The organism is Nocardioides ungokensis (genome assembly GCF_013466985.1).
In the GTDB taxonomy this organism is placed as follows: Bacteria; Actinomycetota; Actinomycetes; order Propionibacteriales; family Nocardioidaceae; genus Nocardioides; species Nocardioides ungokensis.
On record NZ_CP059164.1, the window covers coordinates 4,197,841 to 4,215,333 of the forward strand.

The 17,493-nt window shown below is 73.0% G+C and carries 15 protein-coding genes and 1 pseudogene; 9 read left to right on the top strand and 7 right to left on the bottom strand.

Features of this window, described 5'->3' with window-relative positions; genetic code table 11:
• The first annotated feature begins 11 nt into the window (after positions 1-11).
• Positions 12-626, top strand: coding sequence for a class F sortase (locus tag H0S67_RS20885; protein WP_180934620.1), 615 nt, complete (start codon positions 12-14; stop codon positions 624-626).
• A 40-nt stretch (positions 627-666) separates the two neighbouring features.
• Here the strand turns inward: H0S67_RS20885 and H0S67_RS20890 are convergent, their stop codons facing one another.
• Positions 667-891 (bottom strand): hypothetical protein, encoded by a 225-nt coding sequence (locus tag H0S67_RS20890; RefSeq protein ID WP_180934621.1) that lies wholly within the window; start codon positions 889-891, stop codon positions 667-669.
• 127 nt (positions 892-1,018) lie between these two features.
• Here H0S67_RS20890 and H0S67_RS20895 point away from each other — a divergent pair, with 127 nt between their 5' ends.
• Positions 1,019-1,462: an ester cyclase gene (locus tag H0S67_RS20895; protein WP_180934622.1), complete on the top strand. Its 444-nt coding sequence runs from the start codon at positions 1,019-1,021 to the stop codon at positions 1,460-1,462.
• 153 nt (positions 1,463-1,615) lie between these two features.
• Positions 1,616-2,539: a PAS domain S-box protein gene (locus H0S67_RS20900; protein WP_180934623.1), complete on the top strand. Its 924-nt coding sequence runs from the start codon at positions 1,616-1,618 to the stop codon at positions 2,537-2,539.
• Between the two features lie 12 nt (positions 2,540-2,551).
• Here the strand turns inward: H0S67_RS20900 and H0S67_RS20905 are convergent, their stop codons facing one another.
• The gene (locus H0S67_RS20905; protein WP_180934624.1) at positions 2,552-4,120 is read right to left on the bottom strand and encodes a xylulokinase; all 1,569 of its coding nucleotides are present in this window, start codon (positions 4,118-4,120) and stop codon (positions 2,552-2,554) included.
• A complete protein-coding gene (locus tag H0S67_RS20910) occupies positions 4,120-5,520 on the bottom strand; it encodes a pyridoxal phosphate-dependent decarboxylase family protein (RefSeq protein ID WP_180934625.1) in 1,401 nt (466 codons plus the stop codon). Before H0S67_RS20910 ends, H0S67_RS20905 begins: the two co-directional genes overlap by 1 nt.
• 239 nt (positions 5,521-5,759) lie before the next feature.
• On the opposite strand from H0S67_RS20910, the gene H0S67_RS20915 reads away from it, so the two are divergent.
• The 5 genes from H0S67_RS20915 (at position 5,760) to H0S67_RS26060 (ending at position 12,417) form a co-directional block, all read left to right on the top strand.
• Positions 5,760-6,446, top strand: a complete 687-nt coding sequence (locus tag H0S67_RS20915; RefSeq protein ID WP_180934626.1) for an ANTAR domain-containing protein — start codon at positions 5,760-5,762, stop codon at positions 6,444-6,446.
• A 166-nt stretch (positions 6,447-6,612) separates the two neighbouring features.
• Positions 6,613-9,828 (top strand): response regulator, encoded by a 3,216-nt coding sequence (locus H0S67_RS20920; RefSeq protein WP_180934627.1) that lies wholly within the window; start codon positions 6,613-6,615, stop codon positions 9,826-9,828.
• A gap of 24 nt (positions 9,829-9,852) precedes the next feature.
• Positions 9,853-11,250 (top strand): hypothetical protein, encoded by a 1,398-nt coding sequence (locus H0S67_RS20925; RefSeq protein WP_180934628.1) that lies wholly within the window; start codon positions 9,853-9,855, stop codon positions 11,248-11,250.
• Between the two features lie 82 nt (positions 11,251-11,332).
• Positions 11,333-11,614: a Glu/Leu/Phe/Val dehydrogenase dimerization domain-containing protein gene (locus H0S67_RS26055; protein WP_281368908.1), complete on the top strand. Its 282-nt coding sequence runs from the start codon at positions 11,333-11,335 to the stop codon at positions 11,612-11,614.
• Positions 11,536-12,417: a Glu/Leu/Phe/Val dehydrogenase family protein gene (locus H0S67_RS26060; protein ID WP_281368909.1), complete on the top strand. Its 882-nt coding sequence runs from the start codon at positions 11,536-11,538 to the stop codon at positions 12,415-12,417. Before H0S67_RS26055 ends, H0S67_RS26060 begins: the two co-directional genes overlap by 79 nt.
• 152 nt (positions 12,418-12,569) lie before the next feature.
• Here the strand turns inward: H0S67_RS26060 and H0S67_RS20935 are convergent, their stop codons facing one another.
• The 4 genes and pseudogenes from H0S67_RS20935 to purF all read right to left on the bottom strand — a co-directional run bounded on the left by H0S67_RS20935 (position 12,570) and on the right by purF (position 15,578).
• The gene (locus H0S67_RS20935) at positions 12,570-12,761 is read right to left on the bottom strand and encodes a DUF3073 domain-containing protein (RefSeq protein ID WP_180934629.1); all 192 of its coding nucleotides are present in this window, start codon (positions 12,759-12,761) and stop codon (positions 12,570-12,572) included.
• Between the two features lie 141 nt (positions 12,762-12,902).
• Positions 12,903-13,995 (bottom strand): annotated as a pseudogene (purM, locus tag H0S67_RS20940) (phosphoribosylformylglycinamidine cyclo-ligase).
• 40 nt (positions 13,996-14,035) lie between these two features.
• Positions 14,036-14,167 carry a hypothetical protein gene (locus H0S67_RS28505; protein WP_425489840.1) on the bottom strand — a complete coding sequence of 44 codons (132 nt, stop codon included), beginning with the start codon at positions 14,165-14,167 and terminating at the stop codon, positions 14,036-14,038.
• Between the two features lie 31 nt (positions 14,168-14,198).
• A complete protein-coding gene (gene purF, locus H0S67_RS20945; RefSeq protein WP_425489841.1) occupies positions 14,199-15,578 on the bottom strand; it encodes an amidophosphoribosyltransferase in 1,380 nt (459 codons plus the stop codon).
• A gap of 218 nt (positions 15,579-15,796) precedes the next feature.
• On the opposite strand from purF, the gene H0S67_RS20950 reads away from it, so the two are divergent.
• Positions 15,797-17,491, top strand: coding sequence for a sensor histidine kinase (locus tag H0S67_RS20950; RefSeq protein ID WP_180934630.1), 1,695 nt, complete (start codon positions 15,797-15,799; stop codon positions 17,489-17,491).
• Positions 17,492-17,493: the final 2 nt, after the last annotated feature.

Consider the following 17,493-nt stretch of genomic DNA (forward strand, 5'->3'; position numbering starts at 1 on the left):
CGCGTAGCCCGGTGCGCCCCTCCGACGTCGCCGCGGCCGTCCTCGCGGCCGCCCTGCTGGGCGCCTGCAGCGCGTCCGGGGCGGGGACCTCCGCCACCGGTAACCAGGCCGCACACGTCGACGCCGCCGCCCGACCCGCCGCGGTCGCGACGCCGGCGGCGAGCCAGGAGCGCACCGAGCGCCCGGTCTCCGTCACTTTGCCGAGCGGCCGGGTGCTGCCCGTCGACGTGGTCCGCACCCTGCCCGGCGGCGCACTCGCGATCCCGCGCGACATCCACCGCGCCGGGTGGTGGGCGGGAAGCTCACGTCTGGGCGACCCGTTCGGCAGCATCGTGCTGGCCGCCCACGTCGACTCGTTCACCCAGGGGGTCGGACCGGCCGCGGAGCTGTTGTCGACGCGGCCCGGGGCACGGGTGCACCTGGCGGCGCGGCACCGGGCCCAGTCGTACCGGGTGACGTCGGTGCGGGTCGTCCCCCGCGCCGACCTGCGCAGGGAGGAGGTGGTGTTCTCCGCCGCGGGCTCCCGCCGCCTCGTCCTCATCACCTGCGGCGGTGCGTACGACGCCGCGCGCGGCGGCTACCAGGACAACGTGGTCGTGGTCGCCCGCCCCACCCGGCACTCGTGAGGGGACCACGGGAAAGCGATCGAGACGGTCCGGGAGGGGCTCAGCCCGTCGCGCGGACCTGCCGGGCGGCCAGCCAGGTCTCGAAGCGCCCCGCCGCGGTGCCGAGATAACCCTCGACCGCGGTCTGGAGCTGGGCGACCTCGTCGCGCAGCCCGAACATCTGGTAGTCGGCGCGCCGCTCCGGCGAGCACTGGTGCGGCGAATCCGAGGCCTGGTCGACGGAGTCTCCGCACTCCGTGCAGGGCATGAACCGCGAGTTGAACATGTCGCTCCCATCTCTCTCCCCGCAACCGGAGGATTCCCCCCGGCAGGGGGTCCAAACGGCTCATTGATCACGGTCGGGTCGCGGTCTAGCGTCGAGGACGCGGGCAGGTGCCAGAGCGGAGGCTCACATGACAGACAACGCAGACCTCGCACGCAGGCTCCACGAAGCGTGGAACGAACGGAAGTTCGACGAGATAGCCGACGGGATGGCCCCCGGTGGGACCCTGACGGTCGTCGGCTCGGGAGACGTCTTCGAGGGCGTCGAAGGATCGCGCAAGTACAGCGCGACCTGGGCGGACGCCTTCCCCGACGGCCGGTTGACCGTGGACCGGGTGGTCGCGTCCGGTGACCTCGTGGCCGTCGAGTTCACCGGCCGGGGCACCCACACCGGCACCCTGTCGACCAGCATGGGTGACATCCCGGCGACCGGGCGTGCGGTGACGCTCCAGTTCTGCGACCTGATGGAGTTCGAGAACGGCAAGGTCCGGCGCCAGAGGTCGTACTTCGACACCGGATCCATGATGGCCCAGCTCGGCCTCGGCGCCGGGCAGGCGGCATCCGCACAGCAGTAGACCCACACGACCACCGGCACCTGCCCGCCGAGCCGACCGCTCGGGAGTCGGACCTCGGACAGTTTCGCGTGCGCTCGGCCACCGGCGTACGGACCCGGCAGACAGAGACCTTCGGCACTCATCCGACGCCCGGCTCCGATGGACCATGAGGGCGTGACGACTGACGAGGCCATCAGCGCCGCCGAGCAGTTGGCCGCCCTCGGGCAGGCGGTGATCACCACCGACGCCGACGGCGTGGTGGTCGGCTGGAACGCGGCCGCGGAGGCTTTGTACGGCTGGACCGCCGAGGAGGCGATCGGCCACAACATCTCGACCCTCTGCATCCCCGACGTGGCCCAGGACGTCGGCGCCGACATCATGGAGGCGCTGCGCGCCGGGGTGCCGTGGAGCGGCGGGTTCCCGGTGCGCCGCAGGGACGGCACCCTCTTCCCGGCGCTGGTGACCGACTCGGGTGTCTACCGCGAGGGGAGGCTCGTCGGCATCGTCGGAGTCTCCACGAACCTGGGCGCGGCAGTGCGCCCGCTGCTGGAGCGCGCCGCCGACGCAGCGCTCGTGCTCAGGGCCGAGGGCACGATCACCTACGCCAGCCCGGCCGTCCGGCAGCTCTTCGGCTGGCGCGACGAGGAGCTCATCGGCACCCAGGTCCTCGACCTGATCCACCCGGACGACCGCAAGTCGCTGGCTCGCTTCCTCGAGGACGTCGGTCGTCAGCCGGGGGTCCGGCCGGCGCACGAGGTCCGGGTCCGGCGCGGCGACAACTGGGCGTGGGCAGAGCTCGCGCTCACCAACTTCGTCGACGACCCGTCCGTACGCGGTGTCGTGTGCAACGTGCGGCGCAGCCTGGCGCTCACCGGCCCCGAGTCGGCCGACCAGCGGGTCGAGGAGCTGGAGGCCGCCCTGCACTCCCGGCTGGTCGTGGAGCAGGCCAAGGGGTTCCTGGCCGGGCGGGACGGCATCGACGGTGAGACCGCCCTGCGCCGGTTGCGTGACCACGCCGCCGCCCACCACCAGTCGGTGCCCGCGGTGGCCGACCAGGTCGTCTCGGGCGAGCTCACCCTCGCGGCCGACGCCGGCTGAGGACGGCGGCCGTCAGCCCGAGGCGGGCACGGCGCGGTCCAGCCTCGCGAACATCCGCCACTGGGACCGGTAGAGGCCGGTGAACTCTGAGAACAGCGTGTCGTACGTCGTGCGGTGGCGCGGGTCGGGCTCGAGGTCGACGTCGACTGGCACGAGGGCCCGCACGTCCTCCCAGCCCACCGCGCCGAGCGCCAGCCCGGAGAGCAGAGCGACGCCGCGGAGCCCGGTCAGCAGCGGCTCGGCGACCCGCTCCATGCGTCGCCCGCAGACGTCGGCGAGGACCTGGCACCAGAGCAGCGACCTTGTCCCGCCGCCCACGAGGCGCAGGGGCTCCAGCCGTTGTCCGGCGCTGTGATCCGCGGCCTCCAGCAGCCAGCGTGCATTGAAGGCCACGCCCTCGAGGACGGCCCGGACCAGGTCCGCGCGGCTGGTCTCGAGGGAGACGTGGTGGAAGCCGCCCCGGGCGGCCCGGTCGTCCACCGGCGAGCGCTCCCCCGCCAGCCAGGGCGTGAACAGGACGTCACCGGCCCCGGGCGGCGAGGTGGCCGCCAGCGCCGTCAGCTCGTCGTAAGCCGGGGGGCCGTCGCCCAGCACCCGGGCGACCCACTCCAGGCAGCGACCCGCGGACTCCTGGTTGTTGCCCAGCAGGTAGCCGTCGCTCCTGAGCCCGGGGACCGTGGCCATCTGCCGGAGCAGGTCGGTGTGCTTGCCGGGCAGCGGGCAGCTGACCCAGGCCGTGGTGCCCAGGGAGAGGTGGGCCTCGTGGTCGCGCACGCACCCGGAGCCGAGGGCGGCGGCGTGCAGGTCGGGGACGCCGGTCACCACCACGGCGGCCGGCGAGATCCCGAGGTCGGCGGCGACGTCGGGCCGCAGCGGCGCAACCACGCTCCCGGTGGCCACCAGCGGGGGCAGCTTGTCCGGGTCGAGGCCGGCCCTGCCGACGAGGACCGGGTCGTAGGCGAGGTGCCCGGGGTGCCGGTTGTCGGTGAGCCAGGCGGCGGTCATCGACGCCGGGGTGGCGGCAGCTACCCCGGTGAAGCGCATCGCCAGGTAGTCGACGGGCTCGAGGTACCAGCGCGCGGCGGCGGCCACGTCGGGCTCGTCGTGGGTCAGGTGCAGCATGTGGCCGACCGGGTCGGCCCCCGACGTGGACGGGACGCCCGCCGTACGCCGCACCCAGGTCGCCAGGGCGGTGGCCCGGTAGCCCTGCAGGTGGCCGGCCACCACCCGGCGGGAGCGGTCGGCGCCCTCGGTGTCGCTCCACATCAGGCACGGACCGACGGGGACGCCGTCCGCACCGACCGGCACGGTGCTGGCCCACTGCCCGGTCACGCACACGGCGACCACGTGGCCGCCGTCTGCTCCGCTGTCGGCCCCGCTGTCTGCCAGGCAACGGCGGGCCGAGTCGCCCACGGTCCGCCACCACTCCCCGGCGTCCTGGGTGACCCGGCCGCCGGAGCCGCGGTCGGTGTGCAGCGGCTCGGCGGTCCACGCGACGACCCGGCCGGTGAGAGTGACCAGTCCGACCTTCACCACGCTCGACCCGAGGTCGACGGCGAGGACGAGCCCGTCCGCCGCCATCAGGACCCCGGCGGCACCGACAGCTCGGTGTCGAGCATGCCGTCCATCACCGAGACGATGAACTCCTCTGCAGCCGGGCTCATCCCGCCCGGGACGCCCCCGTAGATGGCGCCGGAGAACGCCTGCTCCCCCGCCGCCTCCTTGCGCATCGCGTAGACCACGGCCTCGGCGAGGTCGACCGCGAAGGAGTCCACCACGCCGGGGCGGGTCTGCGGCCGGGTGACGGCCATGTGCAGGGCGTTGGGGTACTGCTGCCCGTTGAAGCGCCAGCCACGCCCGCGCATGCAGTCGGCGACGTGGTAGATGTCGAACGCGTCGGAGGTGAAGCTGAAGCAGAAGGTGGGGCTGCCGAGGATCCGCAGCTCGCGGTAGGAGCGCACCACGTCCTTCATCGCCTCCGCCGTGTCGAAGATGTCGGCGGCGTACGTGCGATAGCCCTCGCGGCCGAGCTGGACCATGGCCGCCCAGGTCGCCGCCAGCAGCCCGCCCGAGCGCGAGCCCTCGATCCCCGGCGACATGTACTTGCCGCCGGTCCAGCCGGGCAGGTGGAAGTACTGGGCGTCGCGCAGCGCGGTGTCCCGGAAGAGCACCGTGGAGCTGCCCTTGAACGCGTAGCCGTACTTGTGGGTGTCGGCCGAGATGCTGGTGACTCCCGGGAGCCGGAAGTCGAAGACGGGTACGTCGTACCCCAGTTCCTCCCCGAAGGGCAGGATGAACCCGCCGAGACAGCCGTCGACGTGCATCCCGACGCCCCGCTCCTGCGCCAGGCCGGCCAGCGCCGCGATCGGGTCGATGGTGCCGTAGCCGTAGTTGCAGGCCGAGCCGACGATCGCGACCGTGCGGTCGTCGATGGCAGCGGCCACGCGGTCGGGGTCGACGACGGTGGTGGCCGGGTCGACCGGCACCGCCCGCAGCTCGATCCCGAGGAGGTGGCAGGCCTTGTCGAAGGCGGGGTGCCCGGTCTCGGGCTTCACCACGTTGACGTCGGTGCGGCCACGCGCCGCGGCGTGCTCGCGGTAGGCCAGCATGGCGTGCAGGATGCTCCCGCTGCCGCCGGTCGTGACCAGGCCGCACGGCGTGCCCTCGGAGACGGCCTCGGCGTGGAGCAGGTCGAGGGCCATCGCGATGATCTCGCCCTCCATCTTGGTCGCGCTCGGGCACATGTCGCGCTGGAGGACGTTGACGTGGGCGAACATGCCGAACGCCTCGGTCAGGAAGCGGTAGTGCTCGTGGTCACCGGAGTACATCGTCCCGGAGCACTTGCCGGTCTCCCAGAACGCGTCCTCCTCGGTGGCCATCTGCCGCACCTCGGCGAGCACCTCCTCGCGCGGTGTCCCGCGCTCCGGCAGCGCGCGGTGGACGGGGAACCGGTCCGCGTAGGGGAAGTCGGTGCTCGACATCTGCCACCTCCACGTCCACGGTGGTGCGCGCGCGTGGCGGGGTGACAGGGTCACAGGTCCCCGCCGCCCCGGCACCTCGACCCGCCCGTCGAGCACTGCGCGCCGGAGCCGGCCGCCTGGGATACGATCCGCGTCCGGGGTTGGAAGAACAGCCCGCGCACCGGACACACCCGCTGGTTCCCAGCGGGCGCTGTGCCCTCCAGCGCGCACGGCTCAACCCCACCAGCGGAGACGAAATCGTGGCCCCCAGGCCGGACCTCGCCGACCTCCTCACCCAGCTGTCCCGGGAGATCAACCCCCGCGGCGACCTCGGCTCGACCCTCCAGGCGGTCGTCGACTGCCTGCACCGCCAGCTACCCGCCGACCACCTCGTGGGCATCGTGTCCCTGGTCCGCGGCGGGCACGTCGAGACCAGGGCCTGCTCCGCCCCCCTCGTCCAGGAGCTCGACCGGGTGCAGCGGTCGACCGGTCAGGGGCCCTGCCTCCACGTCCTCGAGAAGGAGCCGGTCGTCGCCGTCGACGTGCTCCAGCACGAGCAGCGGTGGAGCGACTACGTGCCCCGGGCGCTCGCCCTCGGGGTGCGCGCCCAGCTCGCGGTGCGGCTGACGGTCGACGAGCGGCCCTGGGGCGCGATCAACGTCTACTGCACGCAGGCCGAGCGCATCGACCCGCACGTCGAGCGGCTGGTGACCCTGTTCGCGGTCCACGCCGCCGTGGCCGTGGAGCGGTCCCTGCGCGAGGACAACCTGCGGGCCGCGCTGCAGACCCGCAAGCTCATCGGGCAGGCGGTCGGCCTGGTGATGGAGCGCTTCGGGCTGGACGCCGAGCTGGCGTTCCGCTACCTCGTGCGGCTCTCGTCGAACAGCAACGTCAAGCTTCGCGAGGTCGCCGGCGAGCTGGTCGGCGAGGCCAACAACCGCGCCTGACCGGCTCGACCCGCAGCTGTTGCTCGAGACGGGCCGCCCAGGGCGTCTCCGGCGCCGCGACGAGGCGTACTTCGCGACAACTTCGGCTCCAGCACCGGACAAAGCCACCGCGCCCGCGCCCGGCCGTGGATGATGAGGCCAGCACCGAACTCGGGAGGAGGTGACAGTGGTGGACTGGGACGCCGCACTGCACCGAGCCCTCGTCGAGGCGAGCACCGACGGCCTCTGGGTCTTCGACGAGACGGGGACGACCCTGTGGGCCAACGCCCGGATGGCGGACCTGCTCGGGGTGGACCCCGACCGGATGCCCGGCTTCCGGGTCGAGGACGCCCTGGACGAGGAGGGTCGCGGTCAGCTCGCGGACCACCTCGCCGAGCTGTCCGCCGTCGACGTGAGCGTGGAGGACGTCGAGTCCATGCTGGTCCGCGCCGACGGCACCGAGATCTGGGTCCTCGTCAGCTGGAGCGCGATCCGCGACGACGACGGGAAGCGGGTCGGCTGGCTGCACCGCGTCAGCGAGTACACCGAGCGCAAGACGCTGCTCGCGGAGCTCCAGGACCGCGAGCAGCAGCTCGCGACGGCCCAGTCGATCGCCCACATCGGCAGCTGGGCATGGGACATCCCCACCGACGTCGTCACCTGGTCCGACGAGCTCTACCGCATCTACGACCTCGACCCGCAGGAGCACGACGCGACGTACGAGGGCTTCCTCGACCAGCTCCACCCCGACGACCGCGAGCGGGTGCGCGGGGCCGTCGAGTCGGCGTTCGTCGACGCCGACGAGTTCGAGTTCGAGAGCCGGATCCTGCGCCGCAGCGGTGAGGTGCGGTGGATCCGCGGCCTCGGGCGCGTCGTGCGCGCCCCGGACGGGGCGCCCGTCTCGATGGGGGGCACCGCCCAGGACATCACCGACCTCAAGCGCGCCGACGAGATCGCCGCCGAGGCCACCCGCCGTCTCGAGCTGCTCCAGGAGATGGCGATGGCCGCCAACCAGGCCAGCAGCCTGGTCGACGCCATCGAGGACATGGCGGCCGGGCTGCCGCTCTTCACGTCCTGGGCGGCGGTCGGCGTCTACCGGGTCTCCGACGACGACACCCTGGTCCGCTCGCCGCTCCAGCCCTGCGGACTGCCCTGGGAGCTCGACCCCGACCCCGATCTGGCCGATCGCGCCCGCCGCTCGCAGCGCGTGGAGCTCGGAACGCCCGGCTCGCACGCCGAGACCCACAGCCTGGTGGCGATCCCGGTGCTGCTGGCCGGCGAGGTCACCGCCGTGATCGAGGTGCTGGCCGACGAGGTGCCCCCGGACGAGAACTCCCGGTTCCTGATCGGCCAGATCGCGGGGCAGCTCAGCCTGGTCGCCGAGCGCGAGCGCACCGCCCACGAGCTCGGCCGGGCCCGGGACGAGGCGATGGAGGCCTCGCGCCTGAAGTCGGAGTTCCTCGCGACCATGAGCCACGAGATCCGCACCCCCATGAACGGCGTGATCGGGCTCAACGAGCTCCTCCTGCGCACCGAGCTCGACGACCACCAGCGCCGCCTCGCCGAGGGCCTGCAGAGCGCCGGCCTCACCCTGCTCGGGATCATCAACGACATCCTCGACCTGTCCAAGATCGAGTCCGGCAAGCTCGAGCTCGAGGACGAGGACTTCGACGTCCGCCACGTCTTCGAGCAGACCGCGGCCGTCCTCAGCGGTCCCGCGCACGCCAAGGGGCTGGAGCTGGTCGTGGCCTGCCAGCCCGAGGTGCCGCCGTACCTGCGCGGCGACGCGATCCGGTTCGGCCAGGTGCTGACCAACCTCGGCTCCAACGCCGTGAAGTTCACCGACAGCGGCGAGGTGGTCATCTCCGCGCGTGTCGAGCGGGAGGACGCCGAGACGGTCACGCTGCGCGTCGACGTCGTCGACACCGGGGTGGGCATCGCGCCCGCGGCCCGGGCCACGCTGTTCGACGCCTTCACCCAGGCCGACCCCTCGACCACCCGGCGGCACGGTGGCACCGGCCTGGGGCTGGCCATCTCCCGCCAGCTCGTCGACGCGCTCGGCGGGCAGATAGAGGTCAGCAGCGAGCTGGGCCGCGGCAGCACCTTCTCGTTCACCGCCGAGCTGGCGCGGGCCCGCAGCGAGGTCGTCCCCAGCTCCCCGACCCCCCGCGGACTCCGGGGCAAGCGGGTGCTCGTGGTCGACGACAACGAGACCAACCGCTTCATCCTCACCGAGCAGCTCGCGGCCTGGGAGGCCGAGGCGGTCGCCGTCGCCTCGGCGGAGGAGGCGCTGACCGCGCTCCGGGAGGCGTCGCGGGCGCACCGCCCCGTCGACATCGCGCTGCTCGACCTGGTCATGCCCGGCACCGACGGGCTGGCGCTGGCCGGCAACATCAGCGCCGACCCGGACCTGGGCCGGCCGCTCCTGCTGCTGCTCTCCTCCGACCAGGGCGTCAGCCCGCAGGCCGTCCGGGAGGCCGGTCTGCACGCCTCGCTCGACAAGCCCGTGCGCCACTCCGAGCTGTACGACGCGCTGGTCGGCGTCGCCTTCTCCGGGGACCGCCCTTCCGGGCACGTGGGGCGGGCACCCGGCGCGTCGCTCGACCTGCACGTGCTGGTCGTCGAGGACAACCAGGTCAACCAGATGGTGGCGACCGGGCTCCTGGAGACCCTCGGCTGCGAGGTCGAGGTCGTCACCGACGGGGCCGAGGCCGTCCAGCGGCTCGCCGACGAGCACGACTTCGACGTGGTCCTGATGGACTGCCGGATGCCCCGGCTCGACGGCTTCGACGCCACCCGCGCCATCCGCGCCCAGGAGCCCGAGGGCCGGCGCGTTCCGATCATCGCCATGACCGCCTCCGCCCTCGAGGGCGAACGCGAGCGCTGCCTGGCCGCCGGCATGGACGACTTCCTGAGCAAGCCGGTCAACGCGAACGACCTCGAGCGGGTCGTCCGTCGCTGGACCGGCGCTCGCCACGCGGAACCGGAGGATGCCATGACCGAGCCCCAAGCCGCCCCCGACGCCGCACCCGAGCCCGACGTCCCGGCTCCCGCCGCGCTCGACCTGGACCGGGCGCGGATGCTCCACGAGCTGAAGAAGGACGGCATCAGCTTCTTCGAGCGCACTGCGGCCTCCTTCATGTCGCGCGTCGACGACCAGGTGCTCGCGATCCGGGGCGCCGTCGCCGCCGGGGACGCGAGCGCGCTCCAGCAGTCCGCCCACCAGCTCAAGGGCAGCGCCCTCAACCTCGGACTGCCCCTCGTCGGCGCCACCGCCGCCCGGCTCGAGGCGCTCGGGGACGCCGGCACGACCGCCGGCGCCGAGGACCTGCTCGCCGAGCTCGTCCGTGAGGTCGACCGCGCGGTCGCGGCCCTGCAGGAGGCCACCGCCGGGTCGCTGTGACGGAGCGGCTGGGAGACTGACCGCGTGCTGCCGCGCCTCGAGGTTGTCGCCCGCCGTCGCCCGGTGGACCTCGTCTCGCCCGGTTCGCTGCTCGTGGAGCACCCGCTCGCGGCCGACTGGTCCGAGCCCACGCCGCACCCCGCGCCGTACGCCGCAGCGGTGGCCTCGCTCGAGCGGCCCCGAAGCGGCCGGCTCGTGCTCGAGCTGCTCGGCCCCGGCGCGCGGCTCTCGGGGTGGTACGACGTCGCCAGCGGCGCCGTCGGCCTCGAGGTCGAGCTCGGCGGCCGGACCACCAGCCATCGCAGCCGACGGCACGGCCGGGTCGCCGGGCCCGCCATGTCCTTCGCCCTCACCCTGACCGGCACCCACCTCGCGGTGCTCACGCACGACGGGTCCGCCTGGACCGCGCGGGGGCGCGTCGACCTGCGCGACCGCATCGACACCCGGGACGAGGCCTGGCTCGCGGCCCTGCGGACCTCGCAGCGCTGGGAGGGCACCGACCCGCCGCCGGCCGGCCGGGTCGTCGCCGGGGGGTTCGGCCAGCTCGGGCTGCGTGACGTGCGCCTGGTCAGCGGGCGCGACGGCGCGGCGTACCGCCTGGACGGTCGGCTGGTGCTCACCGCCACCAGTGCCGGGCCGGGGTTCTTCGACACCGCGCACACGTCGGTGTGGACCCTCGACCCCGCGACCCACGACCTCGAGCACCGCGCCGACCTCTTCTTCCGCCGGCCCGACCGCACCGGGGTCTTCGGCGACCACGCGACCCACCTGGTCCGCGACGACGGCCGGTGGCTGGTGGCGACCAGCACGTGGGGCGACTTCGACCGCTCGCGCCCGGGCGCCACCGTCGCCATCACCCGGGCCACCACGGAGGCCGACCTGCTGTCCGGGCGCCACGTGCTCGACACCCGCCCGCTGGTCGTCCCCACCGGCAGCCTGCGCTCGGTCGGGGTCTGGGACCCGCACCTGGTGCACTCCGGCGAGCGCTGGCTGGTCGGGTTCGTCAGCGCACGGAAGTTCTTCCGCTTCCACCCGGCGCTCGCCGAGGGGCCGGACCTCGACCGCCTCGCGCTGCGGGGCGCCGCCGAGGACCGCACTTCCACCGAGGGGACGACGATCCTGCGCGTCGCCGGGGAGTGGCGGGTGCTCGCCAGTGACGGGCGCGACGGCAGGCGCGGGCAGCGCCGCGGGTTCCCCGTCTTCGACCTCGAGATGCGCCAGGTCGGGGCGCTGGACGCGGCGTACCCCACCAACATCCCGTGGCCCACGCTGGTCGAGCTCGGCGACCGGGACTGGCTGATGGTGGCGTTCGACGGGACGGCGTACGGCGGCCCGCTGCCGGGCTACGGCACCCACGGCGACGTGGTGCTGCTGAGGTCGACGCCGAGTCAGGATCGCGCGCCCGATCGGCCTACCATGTGATCACGGACACGCGCCACCCCTGCGGTCCTTGCCAGCAGTGCCACCCATCCCGTGGCCGACACACAGAAAGTGGGCACCACCCATGTCTGCACCCCAGGACGCCGACGTGTTCGAGCTCGGCGCCGAGCACGAGCAGGTCGTCTTCGCCAACGATCCCGCCACCGGCCTGAAGGCGATCGTCGCCATCCACTCCACGGCCCTCGGCCCGGCCCTCGGCGGCACCCGCTTCTACCCCTACGCCTCCACTGCCGACGCGGTGCGGGACGTCCTGAACCTCTCGCGCGCATGTCCTACAAGGCCGCGCTCGCCGGGCTCGACCTCGGCGGCGGCAAGGCGGTCATCATCGGCGACCCGTCGACGCTGAAGTCCGAGCCGCTGCTGCGCGCCTACGGCCGCTTCGTGCAGTCGCTGAACGGGCGCTACTACACCGCCTGCGACGTCGGCACGTTCTCGGAGGACATGGACGACATCGCGCGCGAGTGCGACTACGTCACCGGCCGCACCGTCGCCCACGGTGGCGCGGGCGACAGCTCGGTGCTCACGGCGTACGGCGTCTTCCAGGGCATGCGCGCGGCTGCCGAGGTCGTCTGGGGCACCGACTCGCTGGCCGGGCGCACCGTCGGCGTCGCCGGGGTCGGCAAGGTCGGCCGCCACCTCGTGCGGCACCTGATCGAGGACGGCGCGTCGGTGACCGTGACCGACGTGCACCAGCCGTCGGTGGACCGGATCCGGGACGAGTTCGCGCAGGTCTCCGCCGTCGACTCGACCGAGGCCCTCGTCGCCTCGCAGCTCGACGTGTACGCGCCGTGCGCGCTCGGTGGTGCGCTGACCGACGAGGTCGTCGACGTGCTGTCGGCGAAGGTCGTCTGCGGCGCCGCGAACAACCAGCTGGCCCACCCGGGCATCGAGAAGGCGCTCGAGGACCGCGGGATCCTCTACGCCCCCGACTACTGCGTGAACTCCGGCGGCCTGATCCAGGTCGCCGACGAGCTCGAGGGCTTCTCCTTCGAGCGCGCCCAGCAGCGCGCCGCCGGGATCTTCGACACCACGCGTCGGGTGTTCGAGCTCGCCGCCTCCGACGGGGTCGCCCCCGCCATCGCCGCCGACCGCCTCGCCGAGCGCCGCATGCGCGACGTGGGTCGGCTGCGCGGCATCTGGCTGGGCTGAGCCCCGCCGCAGGACTCCCCGGTCAGCCGGTGAAACTGGAGCTTGTCGGCCGCCTCAACGGCCGACAAGCGCAGGTTTCACCGGCCAGCCGGGTACTCCTGCGCGCACACAGCCGTCCCACCGGTCAGGTGGGACGGGGCCGCTGAGACCGGTCAGTCGCGCCGAGGTTCGGCGTAGTCCGACCAGTCGTCGTACTCGTCGTTCGACGAGTCCGGCTGGTCGTTGTTGCTGCTCTCGCCGCCATGCAGCTCCTGCGCCAACTTCCCGAAGTCCGTCTCGTGAGTGCGGTACTTCAGGTCGCGGGCGACCTTCGTCTGCTTGGCTTTCGCTCGGCCGCGCCCCATAGGGTCAGCCCCTCGCACGCTCGGCCGGGGCACTGTGGCTCCCGGACTGTTCTCAGAGTTCTCTCGTGGGCCCAACGCTACCGGTTGACCGGCTGTTCCCGCACACCCGGACCCCAATTCGCGGGTCGCGTGCGGCGAGAATCACCAACCGGGGTGCTGCCCGGTCATCAGCACCCGGCCGCCGTGGGTGTCGTCGCGGCGGACCTCGCCGGCCACCCAGGCCGGATGCCGTGCCCGGCGAGCACCTCGATCGCGGTGTCGATGTCGTCGGGCGGGGTCAGGGCGACCATGCCGACGCCGCAGTTCAGGGTCGCCTCGAGGTCCTCCTGCGCGACGCCGCCGACGCGTCGTACGACGTCGAACACCGGCTGCGGGACCCAGGTGCCGCGCTCGATGGTCGCGCTGAGCTCGGCGGGCATCACCCGCTCCAGGTTCGCCGCGAGCCCGCCGCCGGTGATGTGCGACATCGCGTGCGTCCCGGTGCGGGCGGCCAGGTCGAGGCACGCCTTGGCGTAGATCCGGGTCGGCTCGAGGAGCTCCTCGCCCAGGGTGCGCCCGAGCTCGGGCACGTCACGGCCGAGGTCCCACTTCGCGGTGTTGAGCAGCACGTGGCGGACCAGCGAGTAGCCGTTGGAGTGCAGCCCGCTGGCCTCCATCGCCAGCACTGCGTCCCCCGGACGCACGCGGGCGGGGCCCAGCAGGTCGTCGGCCTCGACCACGCCGGTGGTCGCGCCGGCGACGTCGTACTCGTCCGGCCCGAGCAGGCCGGGGTGCTCCGCGGTCTCGCCCCGACGAGGGCGCAGCCCGCGACCACGCAGGCCTCGGCGATGCCCTTCACGATGGCGGCGATCCGCTCGGGTACGACGCGACCCGTCGCGATGTAGTCGGTCATGAACAGCGGCTCGGCACCACACACCACGAGGTCGTCGACGACCATCCCGACGAGGTCGAACCCGATCGTGTCGTGCACGTCCATCGCCTGCGCGATCGCCACCTTGGTGCCGACGCCGTCGGTCGAGGTGGCCAGCAACGGGCGGCGGTAACGCGTCAGCGCGCTGGCGTCGAAGAGCCCGGCGAAGCCGCCCAGCCCACCGATCATCTCGGGACGCCGGGCCTTCTCGACCCACCCCTTCATCAGCTCGATGGCCTTGTCGGCGGCCTCGATCGAGACCCCGGCCTCGGCGTACGCCCCCTCCTGGGAGCCGCGGGCGGGGTCGGCGGGGGGCTGCGTCACGGGTTCTCCTGGGCTGTGATCGTGTCTGAGCAGTCGTGGGTCAGGGGTTGTTCAGGACGGGGAGCGCCTTGCCCGTGCTCGGCGAGGTCAGCGAGGTCTCCAGCAGGTGCTTGCCGAGCAGGCTCTCGTCGGGGAGCTCGATCGGGTACTCCCCGTGAAGCAGGCCTGGCACAGCCGCTCGGAGGGCACCTTGGTGGACTCGATCATCCCCTCCAGGGAGATGTAGCCGAGGCTGTCGGGCCCACGCTCGCGGCGATCTCGTCGACGTCGAGCCCGTTGGCGATCAGCTCGGCACGGGTCGCGAAGTCGATGCCGTAGAAGCACGGCCACTTCACCGGCGGGCTCGAGATCCTCACGTGCACCTCGAGCGCCCCCGCCTCGCGGAGCATGCGCACCTGCGCGCGCTGGGTGTTGCCGCGCACGATCGAGTCGTCCACGACCACGATCCGCCTGCCCCGGATCATGTGCTCGAGGGCGTTGAGCTTGAGCCGGATGCCGAGCTGGCGCAGGGTCTGGCTGGGCTGGATGAAGGTGCGGCCGACGTAGGCGTTCTTCACGAAGCCCTGGCCGAAGGGGATGCCGCTCTCCTCGGCGTACCCCGCGGCCGCGGGGGTGCCGGACTCGGGCACCGGCATGACGAGGTCGGCCTCGACCGGGAACTCGCGCGCCAGGCGCCGGCCCATCTCGACGCGGGCCTCGTGCACGCTGCGTCCGTTGATGGTGGCGTCGGGCCGGGCCAGGTAGACGTACTCGAACACGCAGCTCTTCGGCGCGGCCTCGGCGAAGCGGTGCGAGCGCAGCCCGTTCTCGTCGATGACCAGCATCTCGCCGGGCTCCACCTCGCGGACGACGCTGGCGCCGATGGTGGCCAGCGCGGCGTCCTCGCTGGCCACGACCCAGCCCCGGTCCAGGCGACCGAGCACCAGCGGCCGGATGCCCTGCGGGTCGCGCGCGGCGTACAGGGTGTCCTCGTCCATCCACACGAAGCAGAAGGCACCGCGCAGCTGGGGCAGCACCTCGAGCGCGCGCTGCTCCAGCGAGGTGTCGGGGTGGTGCGCGAGGAGCGCCGTCACCAACCCGGTGTCGTTGGTGGAGGACTCCAGCTGCCGCGAGTGCAGCTCGAGCTCGTCGCTCGGCCCGGGCAGGTCCTCGACCATCTGGGCGAGGTCGTGGGTGTTGATCAGGTTGCCGTTGTGGCCCAGCGCGATCGAGCCGTCACCGGTCGGCCGGAAGGTCGGCTGGGCGTTCTCCCAGTTGCTCGCACCGGTGGTGGAGTAGCGGGAGTGGCCGATCGCGAGGTGGCCCTTGAGCGACTCCAGCGTCGACTCGTCGAAGACCTGGCTGACCAGCCCCATGTCCTTGTAGACGAGGATCTGGCGGCCGTTGCTGACGGCGATGCCGGCGGACTCCTGGCCACGGTGCTGGAGGGCGTACAGGCCGAAGTAGGTCAGCTTCGCGACGTCCTCGCCCGGAGCCCAGACACCGAAGACGCCACACGCGTCCTGGGGTCCCTGCTCGTGGGGGTCGAGCGCCGCCGTCAACCGGCCGTCGCCACCCTTGCGCGTGCTGCTGAGGTAGGGCACGACCCGAGTCTAGGGCCGCGACCGGCGTCGTCCCACTCGCCGACTGCTCCTCGGCGGATCCCCAACCCCTGGGGGTGAGTCAACGTAAGGTGGGTCACACCACCGGGGGAACTGCGAGAACACATGAACGGGCACACACGGAGCTCCAGCCGCCACCCGCCCAGCCGGGCGGGTGGTACGACGCCTCACGCGAGGCGTTGCAGACGATCGCCGACGGCGTGACCCAGCTCGCCGGCTTCGGCGTCGCCGCGATCAGCGTGGTCCGCGACGACGGCAAGCTGGAGGTCATGGCGGTCGCCGGCAGCGACGAGGCCCGCACCCAGCTGGCGGGCACCCGCACCCCGGTGGCCCGGCTGGAACGTGAGATCGAGAAGGCCGACGAGTGGGGCCTGCTGCGCTTCGTGCCCCACGAGCGGCTCGACGAGAGCGCCGGCGACACCTGGGGCTGGGTCCCCGACATCACACCGCTGGCCCACGAGGACGCCTGGCACCCGCTGGACCTCCTGATCGCGCCGCTCTACGACGAGCGGGGCCGGCTGCGGGGCACGCTCGCGATGGACCTGCCCGAGGACGGCCGGCGGCCCGGGCTCGGGCAGCGCCAGCTGCTCCAGCGGTACGCCGAGCAGGCCGGCCGCGCCGTCATCACCGCGCTGGAGCGCGAGGACCTGGCCCACCGGGTCCGGCTGGCCGAGGCGGCCCGCGAGGTGGTCCGGCACGCCAGCGCCCAGCTGCGCATCGACGGGATCCTGGGTGACATCCGCGATGCCCTGATGGCCGGCTTCCAGGCGCGCGGCCTGTGGATCCAGACCCTCGACGAGGACGGCCAGGGCACCGGCGCGGTCTACGCCGCCGACGGCGGCGAGGTGGCGCTCACCGGGGAGCTGACGCGGATCGCCGAGGCGGCGGCCCGGCGGGCCTGGGACGGGCAGTGGGTCGAGATCGTGCAGCGCGGCCGTCCCTTCGGGCCCTCGATCTCCACCGAGGAGGGCGAGCGCATCCTGGCGTTCCTGGACGGCATCGGCGTCGACTCGCTGCTCTTCGCGCCCCTCGGCGCCGGCCCGGAGTGCCTGGGCAACCTGGTCCTCACCCGCGCCCACGGGGACCCCGAGTGGAGCAGCGTCGAGAGCGATGCGGCACTCGACATCGGCCGCGACCTCGGCCGGGTGATCCTCAACGCCCGCACGTTCGAGCGCGAGCACCAGCTGGTCGAGGAGCTGCAGGCGCTCGACACCTACAAGAGCCAGCTCATCGCCACCGTCTCCCACGAGCTGAAGAACCCGCTCACCGCGATCATGGGCCACCTGGAGATGCTCGACGCCTCCCCCGACCTGACCGGCACCACCCGGTCCTCGCTGGCCGCCATGGAGCGCGGCACGACCCGGATGGTCCGCGTGGTCGAGGACCTGCTGCTGCTCTCCAAGGTCGGCGACCCCAACAACCCGGTGATCCCGGCCCCGGTCGACCTGCGGCGGATCATCGACGAGGTGGTCGACCTGACCTCGGTCGCCGCGAGCCGCAAGGGCATCACCCTGCTGGTCGACGCCCCCCGGGAGCAGGTGTGCACCGTGGGCGACCGCGAGGAGCTCGACCGAGTCGTGGCCAACCTGGTCAGCAACGCCGTGAAGTACACCCCGGACCACGGCCACGTCACCGTCCGGCTCGCCACCTGCGGGGACGAGATCCTGCTGACCTGCACCGACGACGGCCTCGGGATCTCCGCGGAGGACCAGGACCACCTGTTCGCCGAGTTCTTCCGCAGCACCAACCCCGAGGCTCACGCACAACCCGGCACCGGCCTGGGGCTGGCGATCGTGCTGCGGATCGTGCAGCGGCACGGGGGCCGGATCGAGGTCGAGTCCGAGCTCGGCAGGGGCAGCACCTTCCGGGTGCTGCTGCCCGCCGCGCCCGGCTGAGC

Excerpts from the sequence above, each read along its gene's own strand:
- H0S67_RS26060 (WP_281368909.1), top strand. The coding sequence starts at position 11,536 with ATGTCCTACAAGGCCGCGCTCGCCGGGCTCGACCTCGGCGGCGGCAAG.
- H0S67_RS20910 (WP_180934625.1), bottom strand. The coding sequence starts at position 5,520 with ATGTCGAGCACCGACTTCCCCTACGCGGACCGGTTCCCCGTCCACCGC.
- H0S67_RS20890 (WP_180934621.1), bottom strand. The coding sequence starts at position 891 with ATGTTCAACTCGCGGTTCATGCCCTGCACGGAGTGCGGAGACTCCGTC.
- H0S67_RS20905 (WP_180934624.1), bottom strand. The coding sequence starts at position 4,120 with ATGGCGGCGGACGGGCTCGTCCTCGCCGTCGACCTCGGGTCGAGCGTG.
- H0S67_RS20935 (WP_180934629.1), bottom strand. The coding sequence starts at position 12,761 with ATGGGGCGCGGCCGAGCGAAAGCCAAGCAGACGAAGGTCGCCCGCGAC.
- H0S67_RS20895 (WP_180934622.1), top strand. The coding sequence starts at position 1,019 with ATGACAGACAACGCAGACCTCGCACGCAGGCTCCACGAAGCGTGGAAC.
- H0S67_RS26055 (WP_281368908.1), top strand. The coding sequence starts at position 11,333 with ATGTCTGCACCCCAGGACGCCGACGTGTTCGAGCTCGGCGCCGAGCAC.